The sequence below is a fragment of the Sphingomonas sp. genome, from assembly GCF_003248515.1.
Taxonomy (GTDB): Bacteria; Pseudomonadota; Alphaproteobacteria; order Sphingomonadales; family Sphingomonadaceae; genus Sphingomonas_I.
In genome coordinates, this window is the sequence record NZ_QFOB01000006.1 from 94,704 (window position 1) to 114,836 (window position 20,133).

Sequence of the window (20,133 nt, forward strand, 5' to 3'; positions counted from 1 at the left end):
TGGAGGATTTCATGTCAGAAAAACTTGCAGGCAAAAAGGCAATCGTAACCGGAGGATCGCGCGGCATCGGCGCCGCGATCGCGCGGCGGCTGGCGGCAGAAGGCGCGCAGGTCGTCATCACATATGCGGGCAACAAGGCTGCGGCCGATGCTATCGTCGCCGATCTCGGCGAAGGCGCGCTCGCGATACAGGCCGATGCGGCCGATGCCAGTTCTGTCGCCGCCGCGATCGGGCAGGCGGCCGGGGCGCTCGGCGGGATCGACATCCTCGTCCACAATGCGGGCGTAGCCGCGATGGCGCCGCTGGGCAGCACGGGGCTCGAAGATTATCGCCAGATGTTCGGCGTCAATGTCGAAGGTGTGTTCACCGGCACGACGGCCGCCTTCCCGCACCTCAACGACGGCGGCCGGATCATCATCATCGGCAGCGTCAACGCCCATACCATGCCCAATCAGGGCGGTGCGCTCTACGGCGCGACCAAGGCTGCCGTCGCGCAGATGGCCCGCGGCTGGGCGCGCGATCTCGGCCCTCGCGGTATCCTCGTCAACGTGATCCAGCCGGGGCCGGTCGATACCGACATGAACCCGTCCGACGGGCCCTTCGCGGAATTTCTGAAGCCCTATATCGCGCTCGGGCGCTACGGCCACGCCGACGAGATCGCCAATGTCGCCGCCTTCCTGGCCAGCGGCGAGGCCTCGCTCATCACCGGCGCGCTGATCGACGTGGACGGCGGCTTCTCGATCTGACGTTGCTCTCTGCGATCCGATCGTAAGCGACGGATAGCGCCTGCCCGTCCGTTCAATCTCCCGTTCCAGAGAGGAGAACGAACGTGAAGGTAGCATCGCTTCTGATCGGTTTGAGTGGTTTGCTGGTGCTGGCGTCGCCGTCCGCCGCACAGATTAACGGTCGGCAGGCGAACCAGCAGCAGCGGATCGACCAGGGTATAACGAGCGGCTCGCTCACGCCGCTGGAGGCTGATCGACTGGAGCACCAGCAGGGCCGGATCACCCGAACCGCGGATCATCTGGGCGCGACGGGCGGCGGGCTCAGCAATCGCGAGCGCGCCTATATCCATCATCGGCAGAATCGCGCGAGCGCCAATATCCGGCGCCAGAAGCGCGACCGGCAGTTTCGCTGAAACGAAAAGGGCCGCGCCTTGCGAGGCGCGGCCCTTTCCCTTGGATGTTCGTCGCTGGCGAACTCAGTAAACGCGCGCCTTCGGCTTGATATATTCCGCCTCGTCGGTGAGCGTGTAATCATGGACGGGGCGGTAATCGAGCGTCACCTTGCCCTGATCGAACCACGAAATGGTGTGCTTCATCCAATTCGCGTCATCGCGGTTCGGATAATCCTCGTGCATGTGCGCGCCGCGGCTTTCCTTGCGGTTTTCCGCCGAATGCATCGTCACCACCGCCTGCGGCAGCAGATTATCCAGCTCCAGCGTCTCGACGAGATCGGTGTTCCAGATCAGCGAGCGATCCTTCACGCCCACATCCTGCAGACCGCCATAGATCGTATCGATCTTGGCCTGCCCTTCGGCCAGCAATTCGCTGTCGCGGAACACCGCGCAATGCTTCTGCATCGTGCGCTGCATTTCGAGGCGGATCTTCGCGGTCGGCGTACCGCCATTGGCGTTGCGGAAGTGATCGAGGCGGGAGACCGCCTTGTCATCGGCCTCCTTCACGATCGCGCCATGCTTGGAATGGGCCTGCACCAGCTCCGCGATGCGGAAGCCGGTGGCGCGGCCGAACACGACGAGATCGATCAGCGAATTGGAGCCCAGCCGGTTCGCGCCGTGAACGGACACACAGGCCGCCTCGCCCACCGCGAACAGGCCGGGGACGACCGTGTCCGGGTTGCCATCCTTCAGCGTCACCACTTCGCCATGATAATTACAGGGCACGCCCCCCATATTGTAGTGGACGGTGGGCGTGACGGGCAGCGGCTGGCGCGTGAGATCCACGCCGGCGAAGATCTTGCCCGTTTCGGTGATGCCCGGCAGGCGCTCCGCCAGCACCTTCGGATCGATATGATCGAGGTGCAGGAAGATATGATCCTTGCCCGCGCCGACGCCACGGCCCTCGCGCATTTCCATCGCCATCGAGCGGGAGACGACGTCGCGGCTGGCGAGATCCTTCGCGGACGGCGCATAACGCTCCATGAAGCGCTCGCCCTCGCTGTTCGTCAGGTAGCCGCCCTCGCCGCGCGCGCCCTCGGTGATGAGCACGCCCGCGCCGTAAATGCCGGTCGGGTGGAACTGCACGAACTCCATGTCCTGGAGCGGCAGACCCGCGCGCAGCACCATGCCGTTGCCGTCGCCGGTGCAGCTATGGGCCGAGGTGGCGGAGAAATAGATGCGGCCGCCGCCGCCCGTCGCCAGCACGGTGGCGTGGCTGCGGAAGCGGTGGATGCTGCCATCCTCCATGCAGAGCGCGATCACGCCCTTGCACTCACCATTCTCCATGATGAGATCGAGCGCGAAATATTCGACGAAGAAGTCCGCGTCATATTTCAGGCTCTGCTGATAGAGAGCGTGAAGCATGGCGTGGCCGGTGCGGTCGGCTGCCGCGCAGGTGCGCTGCACGGGCGGGCCGGCACCCATATTCTGCATGTGGCCGCCGAACGGGCGCTGGTAGATCGTGCCATTGTCGTTGCGGCTGAACGGCACGCCGGCATGTTCCAGCTCGATCACGGCCGCGGGCGCCTCGCGCACCATATATTCGATCGCGTCCTGGTCGCCCAGCCAGTCCGATCCCTTGACGGTATCGTACATGTGCCAGGTCCAGTGATCGGGCGTGTTGTTGCCAAGGCTCGCGGCGATGCCGCCCTGCGCCGCCACGGTATGGCTGCGCGTGGGGAACACCTTGGTGATGCAGGCCGTCTTCAGGCCCTTTTCGGCGCAGCCCATCGTGGCGCGCAGGCCGGAACCGCCCGCGCCCACCACGACCGCATCATAGACATGGTCGACGATCTGATAGGCGGACATCAGGCGGAAGCTCCGGTAAGGGCGATCTTGAGAACCGAGAAGAGAGCGAGCGCACCGCCGCCCACGGCGTAGAAGTTCAGCAGCAGGATCGCGCCGATGCGGCTGTGATCGTGGAGATAATCCTCGATCAGAACCTGAAGGCCGAGGCGCAGGTGCCAGAAGATCGACACGATCGCGAGCATCAGCGGCACACTCGCCCAGGGCGAGGACAGCCACAGCATCAGCGCGCGATAATCATAGAGCGGCAGCCGCAGCAGCGAAACGACCAGCCAGATGCAGAGGAGCAGATTCGCACCCGCCGTCACGCGCTGCATCCACCAGTGATGAACGCCGGTCTTGGCCGAACCCAGGCCGCGAACGCGGCCGATACCCGTACCCGTGCCCATCAGTGCCCCCGCGTCAGGATGAAGCCCCAAACCAGGGCGGTGAGGATCACGGCCACCGTCATCGCGACGATCGAGGCGGTGCGGTTCGATTTCAGCTCATAGCCCGCACCGGTATCCAGAAACAGGTGACGGATGCCGGAGCACATGTGCTGGAACATCGCCCAGGTGAGGCCGATCAGGATCAGCGCCGGGATCAGGTTCAGCCGCCCGGTCGCATTGGAGGTCATCAGGTCCACGAAGCGCGCATAGCTCGCCTCGCCGCCGGCCAGCGCCGCCAGCCACCAGGTGAAGAGAACGCCGCCGCCGATGGCCAGCCCGTCGCCCGTCACGCGATGCAGGATGGAGATCAGCATGTGCGGACCCCAGCGCCAGATCGTCAGATGCGGCGACAGTGGCCGTGCCGGATTTCGCGCCATTGTTCCTCCCTTTGGCTCGCTGATGATGCCCTTTAGACCTTTGAGAGCGGACTGCAACAATCGTGCTCGCAACTGCGAAAAAGCCATAACCCGACGTTTACCATTGGGCGCCTAAGGAGGAATGCAGCGAAAGGACCTCAGAGGTTTCCACGATGGACATGAGCCAGCATCCCGGCACCGTAGATGGCACCGTCCCGCAGGACGAATATGAGGTGCGCCATGCCCTTTACGGCGAAAATGGGAAGTTCGGCAGCGATCTGGCGCTGATCTGGGCGCGCGCGGAGAAAGTCCTGCGCGAGGCGGCCTATGCCGAGATCGCCGAAATCAGAAAAGAGATGATGGCGACGGAGGCAGGCCGCAGGATGATGGCGGCCGCGCACCGCGCCAACCCGGACTATGATGTTTCCAACCACGAGCGCGCCGCCGATCGGATCATCCTCAATCTTTTCACCCGGCCCGTGAGCGCGGACTGGTTTCGATATGCCGGCGGGATGAATGGCGACGATATCGAAAATCAGATTCCGATCAACTTTGCCAGCCGCAGCCTGTCGCGGCTCATTTCGGCCATATGCCGGAAGATCAGCATCGCTTTTCCCGATGACGGCGATTTCGTCCGACTCGCGACCGATCGCCTAATCTGCATCCTCTCGATCAAGGCGGACATGCTCTCCTGCCGCGTGAATGATGCTGCGATCGAGGAACAGCGCATGTTGCGCCGCACCGAAGGCGCCTCCTTCCGTGAGTCGGTCGGCGTGCTGCTTCAGGATGCGCTGGCGGAATCGAAGGATCTTCGCCACCGCACCGCCGAGGCTTCCGGCTCCGCCCGCGGCATGCTGGGCAAGACATCCGAAGTGGCCGCCGCAGCCGAGCAGTCCGCGATCGCGATGCGCGAGGCCGCGCAGACCGCAGCCGGCCTGATTCGCGCGATCGAGGATGCGCGCAACGAAGTGGAGGTCGCCGCCGAAATCGCCACCCGCGCCGGCAACGAATCCAAGAAGGCCGTGGAGGTGAGCACGGCGCTCTCCGAACATGCCCATGCGATCGAATCGATCCTGGGCCTGATCCGCGACATTGCCGGACAGACAAACCTCCTCGCCCTGAACGCCACGATCGAGGCGGCGCGCGCAGGCGATGCGGGCCGCGGCTTCGCGGTGGTCGCGCAGGAAGTGAAGAGCCTGGCCAACCAGACGGCGCGCGCGACCGACGATATCGCCGCCAAGATCGGCGCCATCCAGATCGCCACGCGCCAGACCGTGGAAGCCAACGGATCGATCCGCGCCACGATCGGCGACGTGCAGACCTCGGCCGAGCGGATCCGGACGGCGATGGAAACCCAGGCGCAGACCGTGACGATGATCACCGCCGCCGTCGACGAGACGGCGCTTGCGGCGGATGCGATGTCGGGCACGATCGCGGCGATCCGGTCCGGCACCGAGAATCTCGCCGGGAATATCGACGATCTCGATACCGGCTTCCGCGATGTGGACGGCAAGCTGGGTGCGTTGGAAACCAGCGCGGTGGAGTTCATCGCCCGCCTCGCGTGAGACGGAACGGACCGCCCATCGCCCCCCCCCTTTTTTCCTCTTTCCGGGCGGATGGCTGACCGGGCCGGTTCGAAGCCCGGCACTGTCGACGGCTGGCGCGGGTGGCGGCGCGGCATTATGGCCGCGCGATCATGCCAAAACAGCTTCACATCCTCGTGACCGGCAGCAGCCGGGGCATCGGCGCGTCGATTGTCGACGCGCTGGCGCCCGCTGCGCGCGTCATCGGCCACGCCACGGCCGCCGCCGTCGATCGCATCGCCGCCGATCTTTCCGTCCCCGGGAGTGCCGCGTCCCTCTGGGATGCCGCGCTGGAGCGGCTGGACGGCCGTATCGACATACTCGTCAACAATGCCGGCATCTTCGAAGCGACACCGATCGATCTTCCCGATGCGGACTGGCTCGCCGGCTGGGAGCGGACGATGCAGGTGAATCTCACCGCGTCCGCCGAACTCTGCCGCCTTGCCGTGCGCCACTGGCAGTCGCGGGAATCGGGCGGGCGGATCGTCAACGTCGCGAGTCGTGCCGCCTATCGCGGCGACAGCCCCGCCCACTGGCATTATGCCGCCGCCAAGGCCGGTATGGTCGCGATGACCAAGACGATCGCGCGCGGCTATGCACGTCAGGGCGTGCTCGCCTTCGCCGTCTGCCCCGGCTTCACGATGACGGGCATGGCGGAGGATTATCTCGCCAGCCGGGGTGGCGAAGCGCTTCTGGCAGATATTCCTCTGGGCCGCGTGGCCGATCCCGCCGAGGTGGCGGAGGCCGTCCGTTTCCTCGCGCTTTCCGCGCCCGCCTCGATGACCGGGGCGGTGCTCGACATTAACGGAGCAAGCTATGTCCGCTGAATGGCAGGTCCAGTCTTCCGAAAGCTGGAAGATCACCCTCCCCTGCACCCGCGCCCAGGCCGATGCGCTGATCGAAGACGTGCCGGCGCTGGCCGATTTCGATCCCCCGCCGACGCTGATGACGAGCGAACCGGATCAGGATCAGCCCGATGCGTGGCAGATCGACGTCTATGTCGAGGGTGAGCCGTCACCCGCCCTGATCGCCGCAGTCTGCGGCCTCGCGCCCGATGCGGGAGATCCGCTGATCGCCCGGCTTGAGGACGAGGACTGGGTGACGCGCAGCCAGGCTTTCCTCACGCCGATCCGCGCGGGGCGCTTTCATGTCTTCACGGCGGCGCATGCCGGCGAGACGCCGGAGGGTGCGATACCCTTTCTGATCGAGGCGGGGCGCGCCTTTGGCACAGGTCATCATGAGACTACGACGGGTTGCCTCGAGATGCTCGATCGGCTGGCGAACGAGGGGCATGTCTTCGCGAACGTCGCCGATATCGGCACGGGAACCGGCCTGCTCGCCTTCGCCGCGCGCGCGCTGTGGCCCGAGGCGGCTCTTCTCGCCGCCGACATCGATCCCGTTGCGATCGAGGTGACGCGCGCCAACATGGCCGAAAACGGGCTTCCTGCGGATTCCATCGCGCTCTTCACCTGCCCCGGCGTCGAACATCCGGATATTGCCGGGAGTGGGCCTTTCGATCTATTGATCGCAAACATCCTGGCCGGGCCGCTGATCGAGCTGGCGCCGGGGTTCGCGGGGCAGATGCGACCCGGCGGGAGGGTGATGCTGGCAGGGCTCCTTGCCGATCAGGAAAAGGCAGTCGTCGCCGCCTATGAGGCGTGCGGCTTCCGCCTTTCGGAACGGTTGCAGCGTGGCGACTGGCCCACGCTGGTGCTCGTTCAGCAATCGTAAAGACGACTTGCGAGAAGTGATATATTGCACTAATACAGTAGAGCGCCTCAGGGGGGGTCCGGGGCGTGGGGATGGAAGCAGATGAACATGGAATCGGGCATCGGCGGCAAGATTGCCGATTATGACGCTCTCCCGCCGGCGCGGTCGCGCCGCACGCTGATCGTCGTTGCGGTCGTGGCACTTTTCGTGCTCGCGGCGATCGGCCTCGTGCTGATGCGTGGCGGCAAGAAGCCAACGGGGCCTGCGGAAGCTGCATTGCAGCGCGTGACCGTGATGATCCCCGGTCACAGCCAGATCAACGGCAGCGTTTCCGCCTCCGGAATCATCGCAGCGCGGCACGATATGCCGGTGGGCATTGTCGGCGAAGGCGGCATGGTCACCGAAGTGCTCGTCAATCCGGGCGATTGGGTGAAGGCGGGGCAGACGCTCGCGATCGTCGAGCGTTCCGTGCAGACCCAGCAGGCCGCGAGCCTCACGGCGAGTGTGGCCGCCGCCCGTGCGGATGCCGCCCTGGCTCAGGCCAATCTGGAGCGCGCCAAGGCGCTCGTCGGCAATGGCTTCATCTCGAAGGCGGATATCGACACGCGCACGGCAGCCCGCGATCAGGCGGTGGCCCGTGTGAACGTGGCCAGCGCGCAACTGGCCGAGCAGCAGGCGCGCAACGCCCGCCTCATCATCCGTGCGCCCGGCGCCGGGCTCGTCCTCACCCGCGCGGTGGAACCGGGGCAGATCGTCGGGCCGTCGACCGGCGCGCTGTTCCGCGTGGCCGATCGCGGCCAGATGGAGATGCAGGCGCGCGTGGCGGAGCAGGATATCGCGCATATGCACATCGGGACGGTGGCGGAGGTCACGCCGATCGGCGGCAGCAAATCGCTGGCTGGATCGATCTGGCAGCTTTCCCCGATCATTGATGCCACGACGCGCCAGGGCGTCGCCCGCATCGCGCTCGCCTACGATACGGCGCTGAGGCCGGGCGGCTTCGCCAATGCCGAAATCGCGACCGGCGTGGCGGACGTGCCGCAATTGCCGGAATCGGCGGTGCTGAGCGATCAGAAGGGCAATTATGTGCTGATCGTGAGCCCGCAGGGGATCGTCGGGCGCCGCGAGGTGAAGGTTGGCGACGTGAACGATCAGGGCGTGAGCATCTCGTCCGGTCTGGCCGGAACCGAGAAGGTCGTCGTCAACGCCGGCGCCTTCCTGTCTCCCGGCGAGAAGGTGCAGCCCGAAATCGCCAAGACAGCGCGCTGAAGACGCGAGCGGAGAGGCACGATGCGTAACATTTCCGCCTGGTCGATCCGGAACCCGGTTCCGTCCATCGTGCTGTTCGTGGCGCTGACGATCCTGGGTATTGTCAGCTTCATCCGGATGGATCTCAATCAGGATCCCGACGTCTCCTTCCCGGCCGCGCAGGTGATCGTCACCCAGCCGGGGGCCGCGCCGACCGAACTGGAAACGCAGGTCACGCAGCGCGTGGAGGCGGCGGTCCGCGCGATCAGCGGCGTCGACGAGATTTCGTCGGTCGTCAACGAAGGCCTTTCCACCACGGTCGTCACCTTCTCGATCGGCACGCCGATCGATCGCGCCGTGACCGATATCCGCGATGCGGTGTCCCAGATCCGCAGCCAGTTGCCCGACGGCATTCTGGAACCGCAGGTGGTCCGCATCGATATTACCGGCGATCCGATCCTGTTCTCGTCCGTCGAGGCGACGGACATGACGCTGGAGCAGCTCAGCTGGTATGTCGACAATACGGTCGCGCGCCGGCTTCTCTCCATCTCCGGTATTGCCCAGGTGCAGCGCGAGGGCGGTGTGAGCCGCGAGATCCGCGTGATCCTCGATCCGAACAAGATGCAGGCGCAGGGCATCACGGCGGCCGGCGTCAACTCGCAGCTGCGCCAGATGAACCTGAACGCTGCCGGCGGCCGCGCGGAAATTGCCGGTGCCGAGCAATCCGTGCGCATCGTCGGCAACGCGGCCGATGCCTATGCGCTGGGCCAGAAGCAGATCCAGGTGGCGAACGGGCGCAGCGTGCGCCTGTCGGACATTGCCGATGTGCGCGATGCCTATGCCGAGCAGCGCAAGCTCGCGAAGCTCAACGGCCATCAGGTGCTGGAATTCAACATCAGCAAGGCCAAGGGCTTCTCGGACGTCACCCTCTATGAGGCGGCGAAGAAGGAGATCGCCAAGCTGGAGAAGGAGAGCAACGGCAAGATCAAGTTCCACGAGCTTTATACCAGCGTGGATTACACCAAGGGCCAGTATAAGGCCGCGATCCACGCGATCATCGAGGGCGCCGTGCTCGCCGTGGTCGTGGTGTTCATCTTCCTGCGCGACAAGAGGGCGACCTTCATCTCCGCGCTGGCGATCCCGCTCTCCGCGATCCCGACCTTCTGGATCATGGAGCTGATGGGCTTCACGCTCAACGGCATCAGCCTGCTCGCGCTCAGTCTCGTGGCCGGCGTGCTCGTCGACGATGCGATCGTGGAGATCGAAAATATCGTCCGCCATATGCGGATGGGCAAATCGGCCTTCCAGGCCGCGATCGATGCAGCCGACGAAATCGGCCTCGCCGTGGTTGCCACGACCTTCTCGATCGTCGCGGTCTTCCTGCCCGTGGGCCTTATGCCTGGCCTTTCGGGCCAGTTCTTCAAGAATTTCGGCATCACCATCGTGGTTGCGGTGCTGATGAGCCTGCTCGTCGCCCGCCTGATCACACCGATGATCGCCGCCTATATGCTGAAGAGCCATGGCGAGGAGACCCATGGCGAAGGCCGGCTGATGGACCTCTATATGTCCGGCCTGACGTGGACGCTGAACAGCGTGACGGAACGGCGCTGGTATCGCCTGTTCATCCGCGACAATCGCAAGCTGACGATGATGTTCGGCCTGTTCTGCTTCGTCGCCACGATCGGGGCCTTCGCCACCCTGCCCTTCACCTTCCAGCCGGAGCTGGATCTCGGCATCAGTCAGGTGCGCATCCAGATGGTGCCGGGCACGACCCTGCAACAGACGGAGGCTGTCGCCGATCGCACCGCCGCGATCCTGCGCGCCGATCCCAATGTCGAGATCGCGATCGAGAGCATCAACGTCGGTCAGGCGAGCATCTTCGTGAAGCTCAAGGCCGATCGCGAAAAGACCACCACCGCATTTGAACGAAACCTCGCGCCCCAATTGCGCGCGATCGCCGATGCCCGCGTCAATTTCCAGAGCCAGGCTGGCGGCGGCGGCGGCCGTGACATCACGGTCATGCTGGCCGGCGACGATCCGGTGAAGCTCTATGAAGCGGCCGACAAGGCGGTGGCGGCGATGCGCAAGATCCCCGAGATCCGCGCGCCCCGCATCGATGGCGATCTTCCGCGCCCCGAGATCGTCATCAGGCCGCGCTTCGATCTCGCCGCCGATCTGGGCGTGACGACCCAGGCGCTGAGCCAGACCATCCGCATCGCCACGCTGGGCGACATCGATCAGAATGTCGCCAAATTCTCGCTCTCCGATCGACAGATTCCGATCCGCGTCGCGCTGGCCGAAAATAGCCGCCGCAGCCTGGATACGGTGAAGAACCTGCCCGTCCCCACCTCGATCGGCGGCTCGGTGCCGCTGCGCGTGGTGGCGGAGGTAGGTTTCGGCTCCGGGCCGTCGCAGATCCGTCGCTACAATCAGGCGCGCCGCCTGATGATCGGCGCGGACATCACGCCGGGCGCGATCCAGGGCGATGTCCAGTCGCGCGTCTTCGCGCTGAAGGAACTGAAGGATCTGCCCAGCGGCGTGCAGCGCGTCGCCTTCGGCAATGCCAAGTGGCAGGCCGAAATGGTCACCAATTTCGTCATCGCCGTCGTGACGGGCGTGTTCATGGTCTTCGCGGTGCTCGTGCTGCTCTACAAGCGCGTCATCCCTCCCTTCGTGAACATGGCCTCGCTGCTGCTGGCTCCGCTGGGCGGCGCGCTGGCGCTGCACCTGGTCGGCATGCCCATTTCCATGCCGGTGATGATCGGGCTGCTGATGCTGCTCGGCATCGTCGCCAAGAATTCGATCCTCCTGATCGATTTCGCGATCGAGGAGATGGGCAAGGGCGTGCCCAAGCGGCATGCCATCATCGACGCGGGCCACAAGCGCGCCCAGCCGATCGTGATGACCACGGTCGCGATGATCGCCGGCATGATGCCGGTGGCCCTCGCGCTGGGCAGCGACGGCAGCTTCAACCAGCCCATGGCCGTCACCGTGATCGGCGGCCTCGTCTTGTCCACGGTGCTCACGCTGCTGATCGTGCCGGCGGGCTTCAGCCTTGCCGACGGGCTGGAGCGCAAGATCGGGCCACGGCTTGGCCGCATGCTGGGTGGCGAGGATCCGGCGAGCCGCCATCCCGTGCCCCCGGCGCATCCGGCAGAATGAGCTTGCCTCCGGAAAGGGCTTGAACCAATCGCCGGCAGGGCGATTGTGATCCCGATGACAGCATTTCCTTCCCTGCCGGCACGGACTGACGTGGCGGTGCCGCAGGCAGCGGCGCTCCGCCGGATGAGAGCCGTGGCAACCGGCCTCCTGCTGGCGATGGCGGCGCTGTTCGTCGTCTCCACGCTGCTGACCCGGCAGCATCATGGCTGGGCCTTCGTGCGCGCCTTCGCGGAAGCGGCGATGGTGGGCGGCCTGGCGGACTGGTTCGCGGTGACGGCGCTCTTCCGCCATCCGCTGGGCCTGCCCATCCCGCACACGGCGATCATCCCACGCAACAAGGATCGGATCGGCGACAGCCTCGCCGCTTTCCTCCGCTCCAATTTTCTGACCCCCAGCGTCGTCTCGCGGCGAATGAAGCGGCTCGATCTCGCGGCGGGGCTCGGCCGGCTGCTCGCCCGCCCCCCCTCGGGCAAGCTGCGCGGCGGCCGGCTGGCGGCGACGTTGCTGGAGGGGCTGGCTGACGAACGGCTGGGAAAGCTGGTGAAGGGCATCGCCGTCCAGCGGCTCAGGGATCTGTCCCTCGCCCCGCTGGCCGGCCAATTGCTGAGCGCCGCGATGGCCGAAGGGCGGCACAGGCCGCTGATCGATGGCGCCATCGATTGGATCGGGCGCACGCTGGATGCGAATGAGGGCCTGTTCCGCAAGATGATCCACGAGCGCGCCGGATCGATCCTGCGCTGGACGGGGCTGGATGAGACGCTTTCGACCAAGATCCTGGAAGGACTGTTCAAGCTGCTCGCCGAAATGGCCGACGATCCCGATCATCCGCTGCGCGCCAAGACGGAGGAGGCTTTGCTCCAGCTGGCGGGGCGGCTCCAGCACGAGCCCGAAACGCAGGAGCGCGTCGCGCGCTTTCGCGATGCGATGATCGCCAATCCGGCGGTGGGCCGCTGGCTGGATGGCATGTGGGAAAGCGCACGGGCGGCGATGCTGCGCGCGGTACGCGATCCGCAGGAGGCGATGGCCGGGCGTCTGGGCGAAATGCTCCGTCAGGCCGGTGAGACGCTCCAGAATGACGAACGCCTCCGCATCGCGGTCAATCGCTTCGCGCGCCGCGCCACCGTCGGCATCGTCGCGGCCTATGGCGACGGGATCGTGGCTTTGGTGTCGGATACGATCCGCGGCTGGGATGCCAGCACGGTGACGCAGCGGCTGGAAACCGCGGTGGGCCGGGATCTCCAGTATATCCGCGTGAACGGCACGCTGGTGGGAGGCCTGGTGGGTCTGGTGATCTACGCAGTGTCACTGGCGATCGGCTAGAGGAAAAGCTGGAAAAAAAGCCCGATTCGGTCAAGAATTGGCCTTGAGCCAATTGGGGGTGCCGCAATGTCGCCGTCCCGTTCGAGCATATTCCGTACAGGGCCATCCCGTCGGTGGCTGATCGGTCTGATGGCTGCCCTTCCGCTGGGAAGCCGGGCTCTCGCGCGGGATGGCACGGTGCCGCCACCCGACGGAGCGCCGGAAACCATCGAGCCAAGCGCCCTTGCGCGGGCCAATGTCGAAGCTCTGAGGCTCTATTACGATGCGCTCAACCGGGGAGACCTCGCGCAGGCCACACTGTCCTTCGCGCCGGACACGAAAAATCATGGCAGGATTGTCGGGCGTACGGGGCTGTCGCGTGTGCTGACGGATCTGCGGACCATGTTTCCGGATTATCGGCACGATCTCGTGGAGATCACCGCGACGGGAGATGTCGTCGTGTCGCGCAACCGGGTCAGCGGCACGCACAAGGGCGTGGGGCGGATCCCCGTCGAAGGCGGCAAGCTGGTCGGCGTGCCGCCCACCGGCCGATCCTTCGTCGTCCAGCATATCCACTGGTGGCGCTTCGCGAACGGGCTGATCGTCGAACATTATGCAACGCGCGATGATCTCGACATGATGGAGCAGCTTGGCCTGCTCGCCCTGCGATCGGCCCAACCACCTAGATCAGATTATGCTTCATGAATACCGTATAACAATCTGTTTTCTATAACATCTTGCTGGACCAGATTCCATTCGTCCGGTGATTATCGCTCAGCTCACCAGTGCCAGTCTCGGCGGCTCCAGCGGCGCCAGTCGTACGGCTGCGATCCCGGGCATATGCTCGATCCGCGCCGCCAGTTCGGCATCGACGCGATAATTGCGGCCGATGCGGATACGGATCTCCTGCCCCTCGACCACGGCGATCAGATCGATCTCGCTCCGTCCGTCCCGCGCTTCCGTGAACAGGCCCGCGAGCGCGGCGGGTGCTGACGCGTCCGCCAGTTCCACCTCCATCCGCAGGCGCGCGCTGCCCACGAGGGTGTCGAGCGGACGCGTCGAGCGCGCCGTGAGGCGGGGTGTCTCTTCGCCCGGCCGGCGATCAAGCTCTACCGTCAGGAGCAGGCAATCGCCCGCCTTGGCGGCGGCCTCCATCTCCAGCGCCACGGGTTCGTCGAACACGCTGACCATGAACTGACCGGTCTGATCGGAACAGGTGGCGAGCAGCCAGCGATTGCCCCGCGCGGAGGTGCGCCAGCGCGCATCCTCGACGAGCGCGGCCAGCTTGGCGGTAGCGCGCGCGATCGGGCGACCGCGATCGTCACGCTCCGGCTCCGAGGAGACGTTCATCGTGATCACCTGCGCATAAGGGCGAGCGCCCTCGCCCTGCGCCATGTGGCGGAATCGATCCGTGGGGTGGGCGGAGAAATAGAAGCCGAAGGATTCCTTTTCGGCCCCCATCCGCTCCGCGACCGTCCAGCGCGCGCCCGTGCCAAGGCGGATATGCGCATGCGCCGCCTCGGAGGGGCCACCGAAAAGGCCGCCCTGCCCCGTCTCGCGCTGTTCATGCGCCTTGGCCGCTTCTGCGAGGATCGTCTCGGCGGCGGCGAACACGCCCGCGCGATCCTTTTCCAGCGCATCGAACGCACCGGCGGCGGCGAGAGCCTCCAGCTGGCGGCGGTTGAGCAGACGCGGATCGATCCGCTCTGCGAAATCGTCGAGACTCTTGAACGCGCCCCGCGCGCGGCGCTCCTCGACGAGCTGCTCCATCGCTTTCTCGCCCACGCCCTTGAGCGCGCCGAGCGCATAGCGCACCGCGCCATCCTCCACGGCGAATTCAGCCTCCGCCTCGTTGATGCCCGGCCCGAAAAGCTCGATCCCGGAGCGCCGCGCATCATCGACCCAGATGTTGAGTTTGTCCGTCAACGCCATGTCGTAACACATTGAAGCAGCGAAGAATTCCGGCTTGTGATGCGCTTTCAGCCACGCGGTCTGATAGGCCAGGAGGGCATAGGCTGCCGCATGGCTCTTGTTGAAGCCATAGCCGGCGAACTTGTCGATCAAGTCGAACAATTCGTTGGCCTTGTCGGACAGAATCTCGTTCCTCGCACAGCCTTCCACGAAGCGGCTGCGCTGGGCATCCATCTCGGCCTTGATCTTCTTGCCCATCGCACGGCGCAGCAGATCGGCGTCGCCCAGCGAATAGCCGGCGAGGATCTGCGCCGCCTGCATCACCTGCTCCTGATAGACGAAGATCCCGTACGTCTCCTTCAGGATGCCTTCCAGCAGGGGGTGCGGATATTCGATCTCGGCGCGGCCATTCTTCCGATCCCCGAACATCGGGATATTGTCCATCGGGCCGGGCCGATAGAGCGACACGAGCGCGATGATGTCGCCGAAATTGGTGGGGCGAACGGCTGCCAGCGTGCGGCGCATGCCCTCCGATTCCAGCTGGAACACGCCCACCGTGTCGCCGCGCTGGAGCAGGGCGTAGACATCCGGATCGTCCACGCTCAGCGCACCCAGATCCACCGTCACGCCGCGCTGGGCCAGAAACTGCACGGCCTTCTGCAAAACGGACAGCGTCTTCAGGCCGAGAAAGTCGAATTTCACGAGGCCCGCCGCTTCGACATATTTCATGTCGAGCTGGGTGACGGGCATGTCCGAGCGCGGATCGCGATAGAGCGGCACGAGCTGATCGAGCGGGCGATCCCCGATCACCACGCCGGCAGCATGGGTGGAGCTGTGGCGCGGCAGGCCCTCCAGCTGGCAGGCGAGATCGAACAGGCGCTTCACCTGATCGTCGCTCTCCACCTCCTTCGCCAGTTCAGACACACCGTTAAGAGCACGCGGCAAGGTCCAGGGATCGGTGGGATGATTGGGGACGAGCTTCGCCAGACGATCGACCTGGCCATAGCTCATCTGGAGCACACGACCCGTATCCTTCAGCACGGCACGCGCCTTCAGGCGCCCGAACGTGATGATCTGCGCGACCTGGCCCCGCCCATATTTCTGCTGGACGTACTGGATCACCTCGCCACGCCGCGTTTCGCAGAAATCGATGTCGAAATCCGGCATCGAGACGCGCTCGGGATTGAGGAAGCGTTCGAACAGCAGGCCCAGTTCGAGCGGATCGAGATCGGTAATCGTCAGCGCCCAGGCGACGACTGATCCCGCGCCCGATCCACGGCCGGGGCCTACCGGAATATCGCGATCTTTCGCCCATTTGATGAAATCGGCGACGATCAGGAAATAGCCCGGAAATCCCATCTGGACGATGACGTCCGTCTCGAATTTCAGCCGGGCGAAATAGGATGCGCGCTCCTCATCCGTCAGCGTCTTGCGCGAAAGGCGCGCTTCCAGGCCCTTGCGCGCATCCTCGCGCAGCATTTCCGCCTCCGCCTCGCGATTGCCGGCGAGGCTGGGCAGGATCGGCTTGCGCGAGGGCGCCGCGACGGCGCAGCGCTGGGCGACGACCAGAGTATTGGCCAGCGCTTCGGGTATGTCCGCGAACAGCGCGTTCATTGCCACCGCCGGCTTGATCCAGGCTTCGGGCGAGGATCGCGTGCGATCGTTCGAATCCACATAGGCCGAGCCGGCGATGCACAGCATCGCATCGTGCGCGTCGTGAAAATCCGGCTCCGCATAGGATGCGGGATTGGTAGCGACGAGGGGAAGGTCGCGCGCATAGGCGGCGTCGATCAGCGCCTCCTCGGCCGCCTCCTCGGTCGCGTCGCCCCGTCGGGACAGCTCGATATAGAGCCGCTCGGGAAACAACGCCTCCAGCCGATCGAGATAGCGGGCCGCAGCATCGGCCTGTTCGTCGGCATAAAGACGGGCAAGCGCACCTTCTCCGCCCGCGGTGAGCGCGATCAGCCCTTCCGCGCCGCGCTCCAGCCGATCGAAGGTGACGTGCGCATCCTCATGGGCCGGCCGATCCAGATGCGCGGCCGAGACGAGCGCGCAAAGATTGTCGTAGCCGGTCATGTCCTGCGCATAGAGGGCCAGCCAGTCGATGATCGGCGGCTTGCCTTCCGGCGTGCCCGGCCGCGCCACGGCGAGCATCGCGCCGATGATCGGCTGTATACCCGCTTTCTTGGCCGCATCGCCGAACGGCATCGCGCCATAAAGGCCGTTGCGATCCGTGATCGCGGCGGCAGGAAAGCCGAGCGCCTTGGCCCGCGCGGCGATCGCCTTCGGATCGATGGCGCCTTCCAGCATCGTGAAGGCGGACAGGATGCGGAGCGGCACGAAGGGATGAACGGCCATTTCCGGAACATAGGCCAAGGCCCCGCCCGATGCGAGCAGGCGAAGGCCAGTTATCCACGCTTATCGTTCGTCCGCGCGGCCCGTCCTCAGCGCCAGCAGGCAGATGGACCCGACGAGAAGCAGTTCGACGACATGGCGCAGCAGCACAGGCCCCAGCCGGAGCGCGAGGATCGAATCGATCACGTGGAGCGAAACCGCGCGGATGCTGGCGAAGGCCAGCAGTGCCAGCGCGAGAGCCAGCGCGCGACGCGCATCGCCGCCGCCCACGGCGCGCGTACGCCAGAGGGAGGCGACCGTCGCCAGCCCGAGCACGAAGAGGGCAACGACGAGCGCCGCCTGGATCTGCCGCCGGTAGGGATACCAGCCCTCGCTGATCGCGAGTCGCGTGATCTCGAACAGCATCGTCTGTTCCAGCGCCTTCTCGATCAGCAGCAGCGCGAGCAGAAAAGCTACGGTCCGCCACAGCCGCCTGGCCCCCGGCGACGGCGCCCGATCCGTGGCACGGATGCTCAGCAGGGCCGCGACGGCATAGGCAATGAAGAACGGAGCGAAGCGCAGCAGATCCATCAATTCCCCCTTCGATCGCCCCGATCCGCGCAAACAGGCCGCGATCCGGGTTCACAGGGCGGCTGAGCGGTGTAAGCGGGCATCCATGACCGCCATCTCGCCTCTCGCCCTTCCCTTCCCCGATCTTCCCCCGATCGACGGCGTCCGCATCGCCGTGTCGCGCGCCGGCTACAAGGCGTGGGATCGTGCCGACCTCACCTATGTCGCGCTCGATGCCGGCACGGTGGTGGCAGGAGTGACGACGAAGAGCAAATGCCCCTCGCCCGAGGTGGAATGGTGCCGTCAGGCGCTGGTGCTGGGGCAGGCGCGCGCGCTGGTGGTGAATGCCGGCAATTCGAACGCCTTCACCGGCAATCGCGGAAGGGCCGCCGTGGAAGCGATCGCCGCGCGGGTGGCGGGCGCCACGGGGTGCAAGCCTTCCGACGTGTTCATCTCGTCCACAGGCGTGATCGGCGTGCCGCTGCCGATCGACAGGGCCGAAGCAGGGATCGATGCCGCGCTGATCGCGCCGGAAGCGACCTGGGAGGAGGCGGCGCAAGCCATTTCAACCACGGACACCTTCCCCAAGGCGGCGGTGACGACAGCCGTGGTCGACGGAAAGACGATCACGCTGGTCGGCATCATCAAGGGCTCCGGCATGATCGCGCCGGACATGGCGACGATGCTGGGCTTTCTCTTCACCGATGCCGCGATCGAGGCGCCGCTGCTCCAGCGGATGATGGAGGCGGCGAATGCGCACACCTTCTCCTGCATCACGGTGGATGGGGACACGTCCACTTCCGATACCGTGCTGGCCTTCGCGACCGGCCGGGCCGGCAATGCCCGGCTCTCGGATATTTCGGATCCGGGCGCGGATGCGTTCGAGGCCGCCCTTTCCGATCTGTGCCGCCAGCTTGCCCATCTCGTCGTCCGCGATGGCGAGGGGGCCAGCAAGTTCATCGCGATCGAGGTGGAGGGTGCCACGTCCGATGAAAGCGCGCACCGCATCGCCATGTCGATCGCGAATTCGCCGCTCGTGAAGACCGCCATCGCCGGCGAAGATGCCAATTGGGGCCGCGTTGTGATGGCGGTCGGCAAGGCCGGCGAGCCGGCCGAGCGCGATCGCCTCGCCATCCGCTTCGGCGCGACGCAGGTCGCGGAGGGCGGGCTCGCCGTGGAGGGCTATGACGAGGCGCCCGTGGCCGCCCACCTGAAGGGGCGGGAGATCGAGATCGGCGTCCATCTCGGCCTGGGCGAAGGGCGCGCGATCATTTGGACCTGCGATCTCACGCACGGCTACATCTCGATCAACGCGGATTATCGCAGCTGATGGCCGGGCTGGCGGGTGGCTGCGCCTGCGGCGCCGTACGGTTTCGCCTGCTGTCGGAGCCCCATGGGGCGGGCTGGTGCCATTGTCGCATCTGCCAGCTCAATTCGGGCAGCCCGGCCATGGCCTTCGCCACCATTCCCGTCGCGGATTATCATCTCGAGCAAGGGGGCGACCGTATCGGCCGCTTCGCATCCAGCAGTTTCGGCCACAGGGAATTCTGCACGGCCTGCGGAACCCCGCTGCTGATGCAGGATCATGGTTCGCCCGATACGCTGGAATTCAGCATCGCCACGCTCGATGAGCCGGATCGGGTGCCGCCCGCCTTCCACATTTTCTATGAAAGCCGGATCGGATGGGCGGATGCGGGCGATGCCCTGCCCCGTTACGCCCGGTTCCGCCGCGATTCGGAGCCGATGGCATGAGTGCGAAGTTGATAGAGCCGGTTGCGGCCCTGATGCGGACGGTCGCGGCGGAGGTCGTCATGCCCTCGTTCCGCTCGCTCGCATCGCACGAGGTGATCGAGAAGGCGCCGGGCGATTTCGTGACGGTCGCCGATCGTGAATCGGAACGCAGGCTGGGCGAAGGGCTCGCGCGGATCCTGCCCGAGGCGCGGATGATCGGGGAGGAAGCGGTCGCGGCCGATGCCAGCCTGCTGGACGGGATCGGCGAAGGCCTGGCGTGGATCGTCGATCCGATCGACGGCACGAACAATTATGCTGACGGCATCACGCCTTTCGCGATCATGATCGCGCTCATCGCGGATGGCGAGGCGCAGGCAGGCTGGATACTCGATCCGGTCACCAATCGACTGCTCCATGCCGTCCGGGGCGGCGGCGCCTTCGTGGATGGCGCGCGGATCGAGACCCACCCCACCGGTGGTCCTCTCCCCGTGGCTGCGCTCGCGACGCAATTTCTGCCCGCCGATGTGCGCGGCGAGATAGAGACGCGCATCCCCGGCAGGCTCATCAACGTGCCCGTGCCGCGCTGCGCCGGCGAGCAATATCCGCGTATATTGCTGGGGCAGAATGACGCGGCCTTGTTCTGGCGCGCTTTTCCCTGGGATCATGCGCCCGGCGCCCTGATGCTGGCCGAGGCCGGTGGGCGTATCGCGCGCTTCGATGGCTCGCCCTATCGTCTTGCCGAACCCGGTTTCGGCCTGATCGCCGCCGCGACGCCGCAACTGTGGGACGAGGTGCGCGCGATCCTGCTGCCCTGAAAC

At 65.8% G+C, this 20,133-nt stretch carries 17 protein-coding genes; 12 read left to right on the top strand and 5 right to left on the bottom strand.

What is annotated here, in order from left to right; genetic code table 11:
* Positions 1-11 precede the first annotated feature (11 nt).
* Positions 12-746, top strand: coding sequence for an SDR family oxidoreductase (locus DI605_RS11535; protein WP_293973628.1), 735 nt, complete (start codon positions 12-14; stop codon positions 744-746).
* A gap of 83 nt (positions 747-829) precedes the next feature.
* On the top strand, positions 830-1,138 hold the full coding sequence (locus DI605_RS11540) for a hypothetical protein (protein ID WP_293973631.1): 309 nt from the start codon (positions 830-832) through the stop codon (positions 1,136-1,138).
* A 63-nt stretch (positions 1,139-1,201) separates the two neighbouring features.
* Here DI605_RS11540 and sdhA read toward each other — a convergent pair whose 3' ends face one another.
* The 3 genes from sdhA to sdhC are packed head-to-tail and all read right to left on the bottom strand — an operon-like array spanning position 1,202 to position 3,788.
* Positions 1,202-2,989 carry a succinate dehydrogenase flavoprotein subunit gene (sdhA, locus tag DI605_RS11545; RefSeq protein ID WP_293974440.1) on the bottom strand — a complete coding sequence of 596 codons (1,788 nt, stop codon included), beginning with the start codon at positions 2,987-2,989 and terminating at the stop codon, positions 1,202-1,204.
* The gene (gene sdhD / locus DI605_RS11550; protein ID WP_293973634.1) at positions 2,986-3,372 is read right to left on the bottom strand and encodes a succinate dehydrogenase, hydrophobic membrane anchor protein; all 387 of its coding nucleotides are present in this window, start codon (positions 3,370-3,372) and stop codon (positions 2,986-2,988) included. The genes sdhA and sdhD overlap by 4 nt, the downstream gene beginning before the upstream one ends.
* Positions 3,372-3,788 carry a succinate dehydrogenase, cytochrome b556 subunit gene (gene sdhC, locus DI605_RS11555; RefSeq protein ID WP_293973637.1) on the bottom strand — a complete coding sequence of 139 codons (417 nt, stop codon included), beginning with the start codon at positions 3,786-3,788 and terminating at the stop codon, positions 3,372-3,374. The genes sdhD and sdhC overlap by 1 nt, the downstream gene beginning before the upstream one ends.
* 158 nt (positions 3,789-3,946) lie before the next feature.
* Between sdhC and DI605_RS11560 the strand changes: the two genes are divergently transcribed.
* The 7 genes from DI605_RS11560 (at position 3,947) to DI605_RS11590 (ending at position 13,474) form a co-directional block, all read left to right on the top strand.
* Complete coding sequence (locus tag DI605_RS11560) at positions 3,947-5,332, top strand: methyl-accepting chemotaxis protein (protein ID WP_293973640.1); 1,386 nt, start codon at positions 3,947-3,949, stop codon at positions 5,330-5,332.
* A 131-nt stretch (positions 5,333-5,463) separates the two neighbouring features.
* Positions 5,464-6,177, top strand: a complete 714-nt coding sequence (locus DI605_RS11565; protein WP_293973643.1) for an SDR family NAD(P)-dependent oxidoreductase — start codon at positions 5,464-5,466, stop codon at positions 6,175-6,177.
* Positions 6,167-7,081, top strand: coding sequence for a 50S ribosomal protein L11 methyltransferase (locus tag DI605_RS11570; RefSeq protein ID WP_293973646.1), 915 nt, complete (start codon positions 6,167-6,169; stop codon positions 7,079-7,081). Before DI605_RS11565 ends, DI605_RS11570 begins: the two co-directional genes overlap by 11 nt.
* A gap of 81 nt (positions 7,082-7,162) precedes the next feature.
* Positions 7,163-8,329 (top strand): efflux RND transporter periplasmic adaptor subunit, encoded by a 1,167-nt coding sequence (locus DI605_RS11575; protein WP_293973648.1) that lies wholly within the window; start codon positions 7,163-7,165, stop codon positions 8,327-8,329.
* 21 nt (positions 8,330-8,350) lie between these two features.
* Positions 8,351-11,470 carry an efflux RND transporter permease subunit gene (locus DI605_RS11580; protein WP_293973651.1) on the top strand — a complete coding sequence of 1,040 codons (3,120 nt, stop codon included), beginning with the start codon at positions 8,351-8,353 and terminating at the stop codon, positions 11,468-11,470.
* 123 nt (positions 11,471-11,593) lie between these two features.
* Entirely contained in the window at positions 11,594-12,790 is a 1,197-nt protein-coding gene (locus DI605_RS11585) for a DUF445 domain-containing protein (protein ID WP_293974443.1), read from the top strand.
* A gap of 129 nt (positions 12,791-12,919) precedes the next feature.
* Complete coding sequence (locus tag DI605_RS11590) at positions 12,920-13,474, top strand: ester cyclase (protein WP_293973653.1); 555 nt, start codon at positions 12,920-12,922, stop codon at positions 13,472-13,474.
* 69 nt (positions 13,475-13,543) lie between these two features.
* Here the strand turns inward: DI605_RS11590 and dnaE are convergent, their stop codons facing one another.
* A complete protein-coding gene (gene dnaE, locus DI605_RS11595; RefSeq protein WP_293974446.1) occupies positions 13,544-17,038 on the bottom strand; it encodes a DNA polymerase III subunit alpha in 3,495 nt (1,164 codons plus the stop codon).
* Between the two features lie 60 nt (positions 17,039-17,098).
* Positions 17,099-17,605, bottom strand: a complete 507-nt coding sequence (locus tag DI605_RS11600) for a hypothetical protein (RefSeq protein WP_293973656.1) — start codon at positions 17,603-17,605, stop codon at positions 17,099-17,101.
* 85 nt (positions 17,606-17,690) lie between these two features.
* On the opposite strand from DI605_RS11600, the gene argJ reads away from it, so the two are divergent.
* Genes argJ through DI605_RS11615 form a run of 3 tightly spaced genes read left to right on the top strand, consistent with a single transcriptional unit; the run spans position 17,691 to position 20,130 of the window.
* Entirely contained in the window at positions 17,691-18,914 is a 1,224-nt protein-coding gene (gene argJ, locus DI605_RS11605; protein WP_293973659.1) for a bifunctional glutamate N-acetyltransferase/amino-acid acetyltransferase ArgJ, read from the top strand.
* Complete coding sequence (locus tag DI605_RS11610; protein WP_293973662.1) at positions 18,914-19,336, top strand: GFA family protein; 423 nt, start codon at positions 18,914-18,916, stop codon at positions 19,334-19,336. The genes argJ and DI605_RS11610 overlap by 1 nt, the downstream gene beginning before the upstream one ends.
* Positions 19,333-20,130 carry an inositol monophosphatase family protein gene (locus DI605_RS11615; protein WP_293973665.1) on the top strand — a complete coding sequence of 266 codons (798 nt, stop codon included), beginning with the start codon at positions 19,333-19,335 and terminating at the stop codon, positions 20,128-20,130. Before DI605_RS11610 ends, DI605_RS11615 begins: the two co-directional genes overlap by 4 nt.
* The last annotated feature ends 3 nt before the right edge of the window (positions 20,131-20,133 follow it).

Coding starts and splice junctions, on each gene's coding strand:
- DI605_RS11535 (WP_293973628.1), top strand. CDS start 12: ATGTCAGAAAAACTTGCAGGCAAAAAGGCAATCGTAACCGGAGGATCG.
- sdhD (WP_293973634.1), bottom strand. CDS start 3,372: ATGGGCACGGGTACGGGTATCGGCCGCGTTCGCGGCCTGGGTTCGGCC.
- sdhC (WP_293973637.1), bottom strand. CDS start 3,788: ATGGCGCGAAATCCGGCACGGCCACTGTCGCCGCATCTGACGATCTGG.
- DI605_RS11560 (WP_293973640.1), top strand. CDS start 3,947: ATGAGCCAGCATCCCGGCACCGTAGATGGCACCGTCCCGCAGGACGAA.
- DI605_RS11565 (WP_293973643.1), top strand. CDS start 5,464: ATGCCAAAACAGCTTCACATCCTCGTGACCGGCAGCAGCCGGGGCATC.
- DI605_RS11570 (WP_293973646.1), top strand. CDS start 6,167: ATGTCCGCTGAATGGCAGGTCCAGTCTTCCGAAAGCTGGAAGATCACC.
- DI605_RS11575 (WP_293973648.1), top strand. CDS start 7,163: ATGAACATGGAATCGGGCATCGGCGGCAAGATTGCCGATTATGACGCT.
- DI605_RS11580 (WP_293973651.1), top strand. CDS start 8,351: ATGCGTAACATTTCCGCCTGGTCGATCCGGAACCCGGTTCCGTCCATC.
- DI605_RS11585 (WP_293974443.1), top strand. CDS start 11,594: ATGAGAGCCGTGGCAACCGGCCTCCTGCTGGCGATGGCGGCGCTGTTC.
- DI605_RS11590 (WP_293973653.1), top strand. CDS start 12,920: ATGGCTGCCCTTCCGCTGGGAAGCCGGGCTCTCGCGCGGGATGGCACG.
- dnaE (WP_293974446.1), bottom strand. CDS start 17,038: ATGGCCGTTCATCCCTTCGTGCCGCTCCGCATCCTGTCCGCCTTCACG.
- DI605_RS11600 (WP_293973656.1), bottom strand. CDS start 17,605: ATGGATCTGCTGCGCTTCGCTCCGTTCTTCATTGCCTATGCCGTCGCG.
- argJ (WP_293973659.1), top strand. CDS start 17,691: ATGACCGCCATCTCGCCTCTCGCCCTTCCCTTCCCCGATCTTCCCCCG.
- DI605_RS11610 (WP_293973662.1), top strand. CDS start 18,914: ATGGCCGGGCTGGCGGGTGGCTGCGCCTGCGGCGCCGTACGGTTTCGC.
- DI605_RS11615 (WP_293973665.1), top strand. CDS start 19,333: ATGAGTGCGAAGTTGATAGAGCCGGTTGCGGCCCTGATGCGGACGGTC.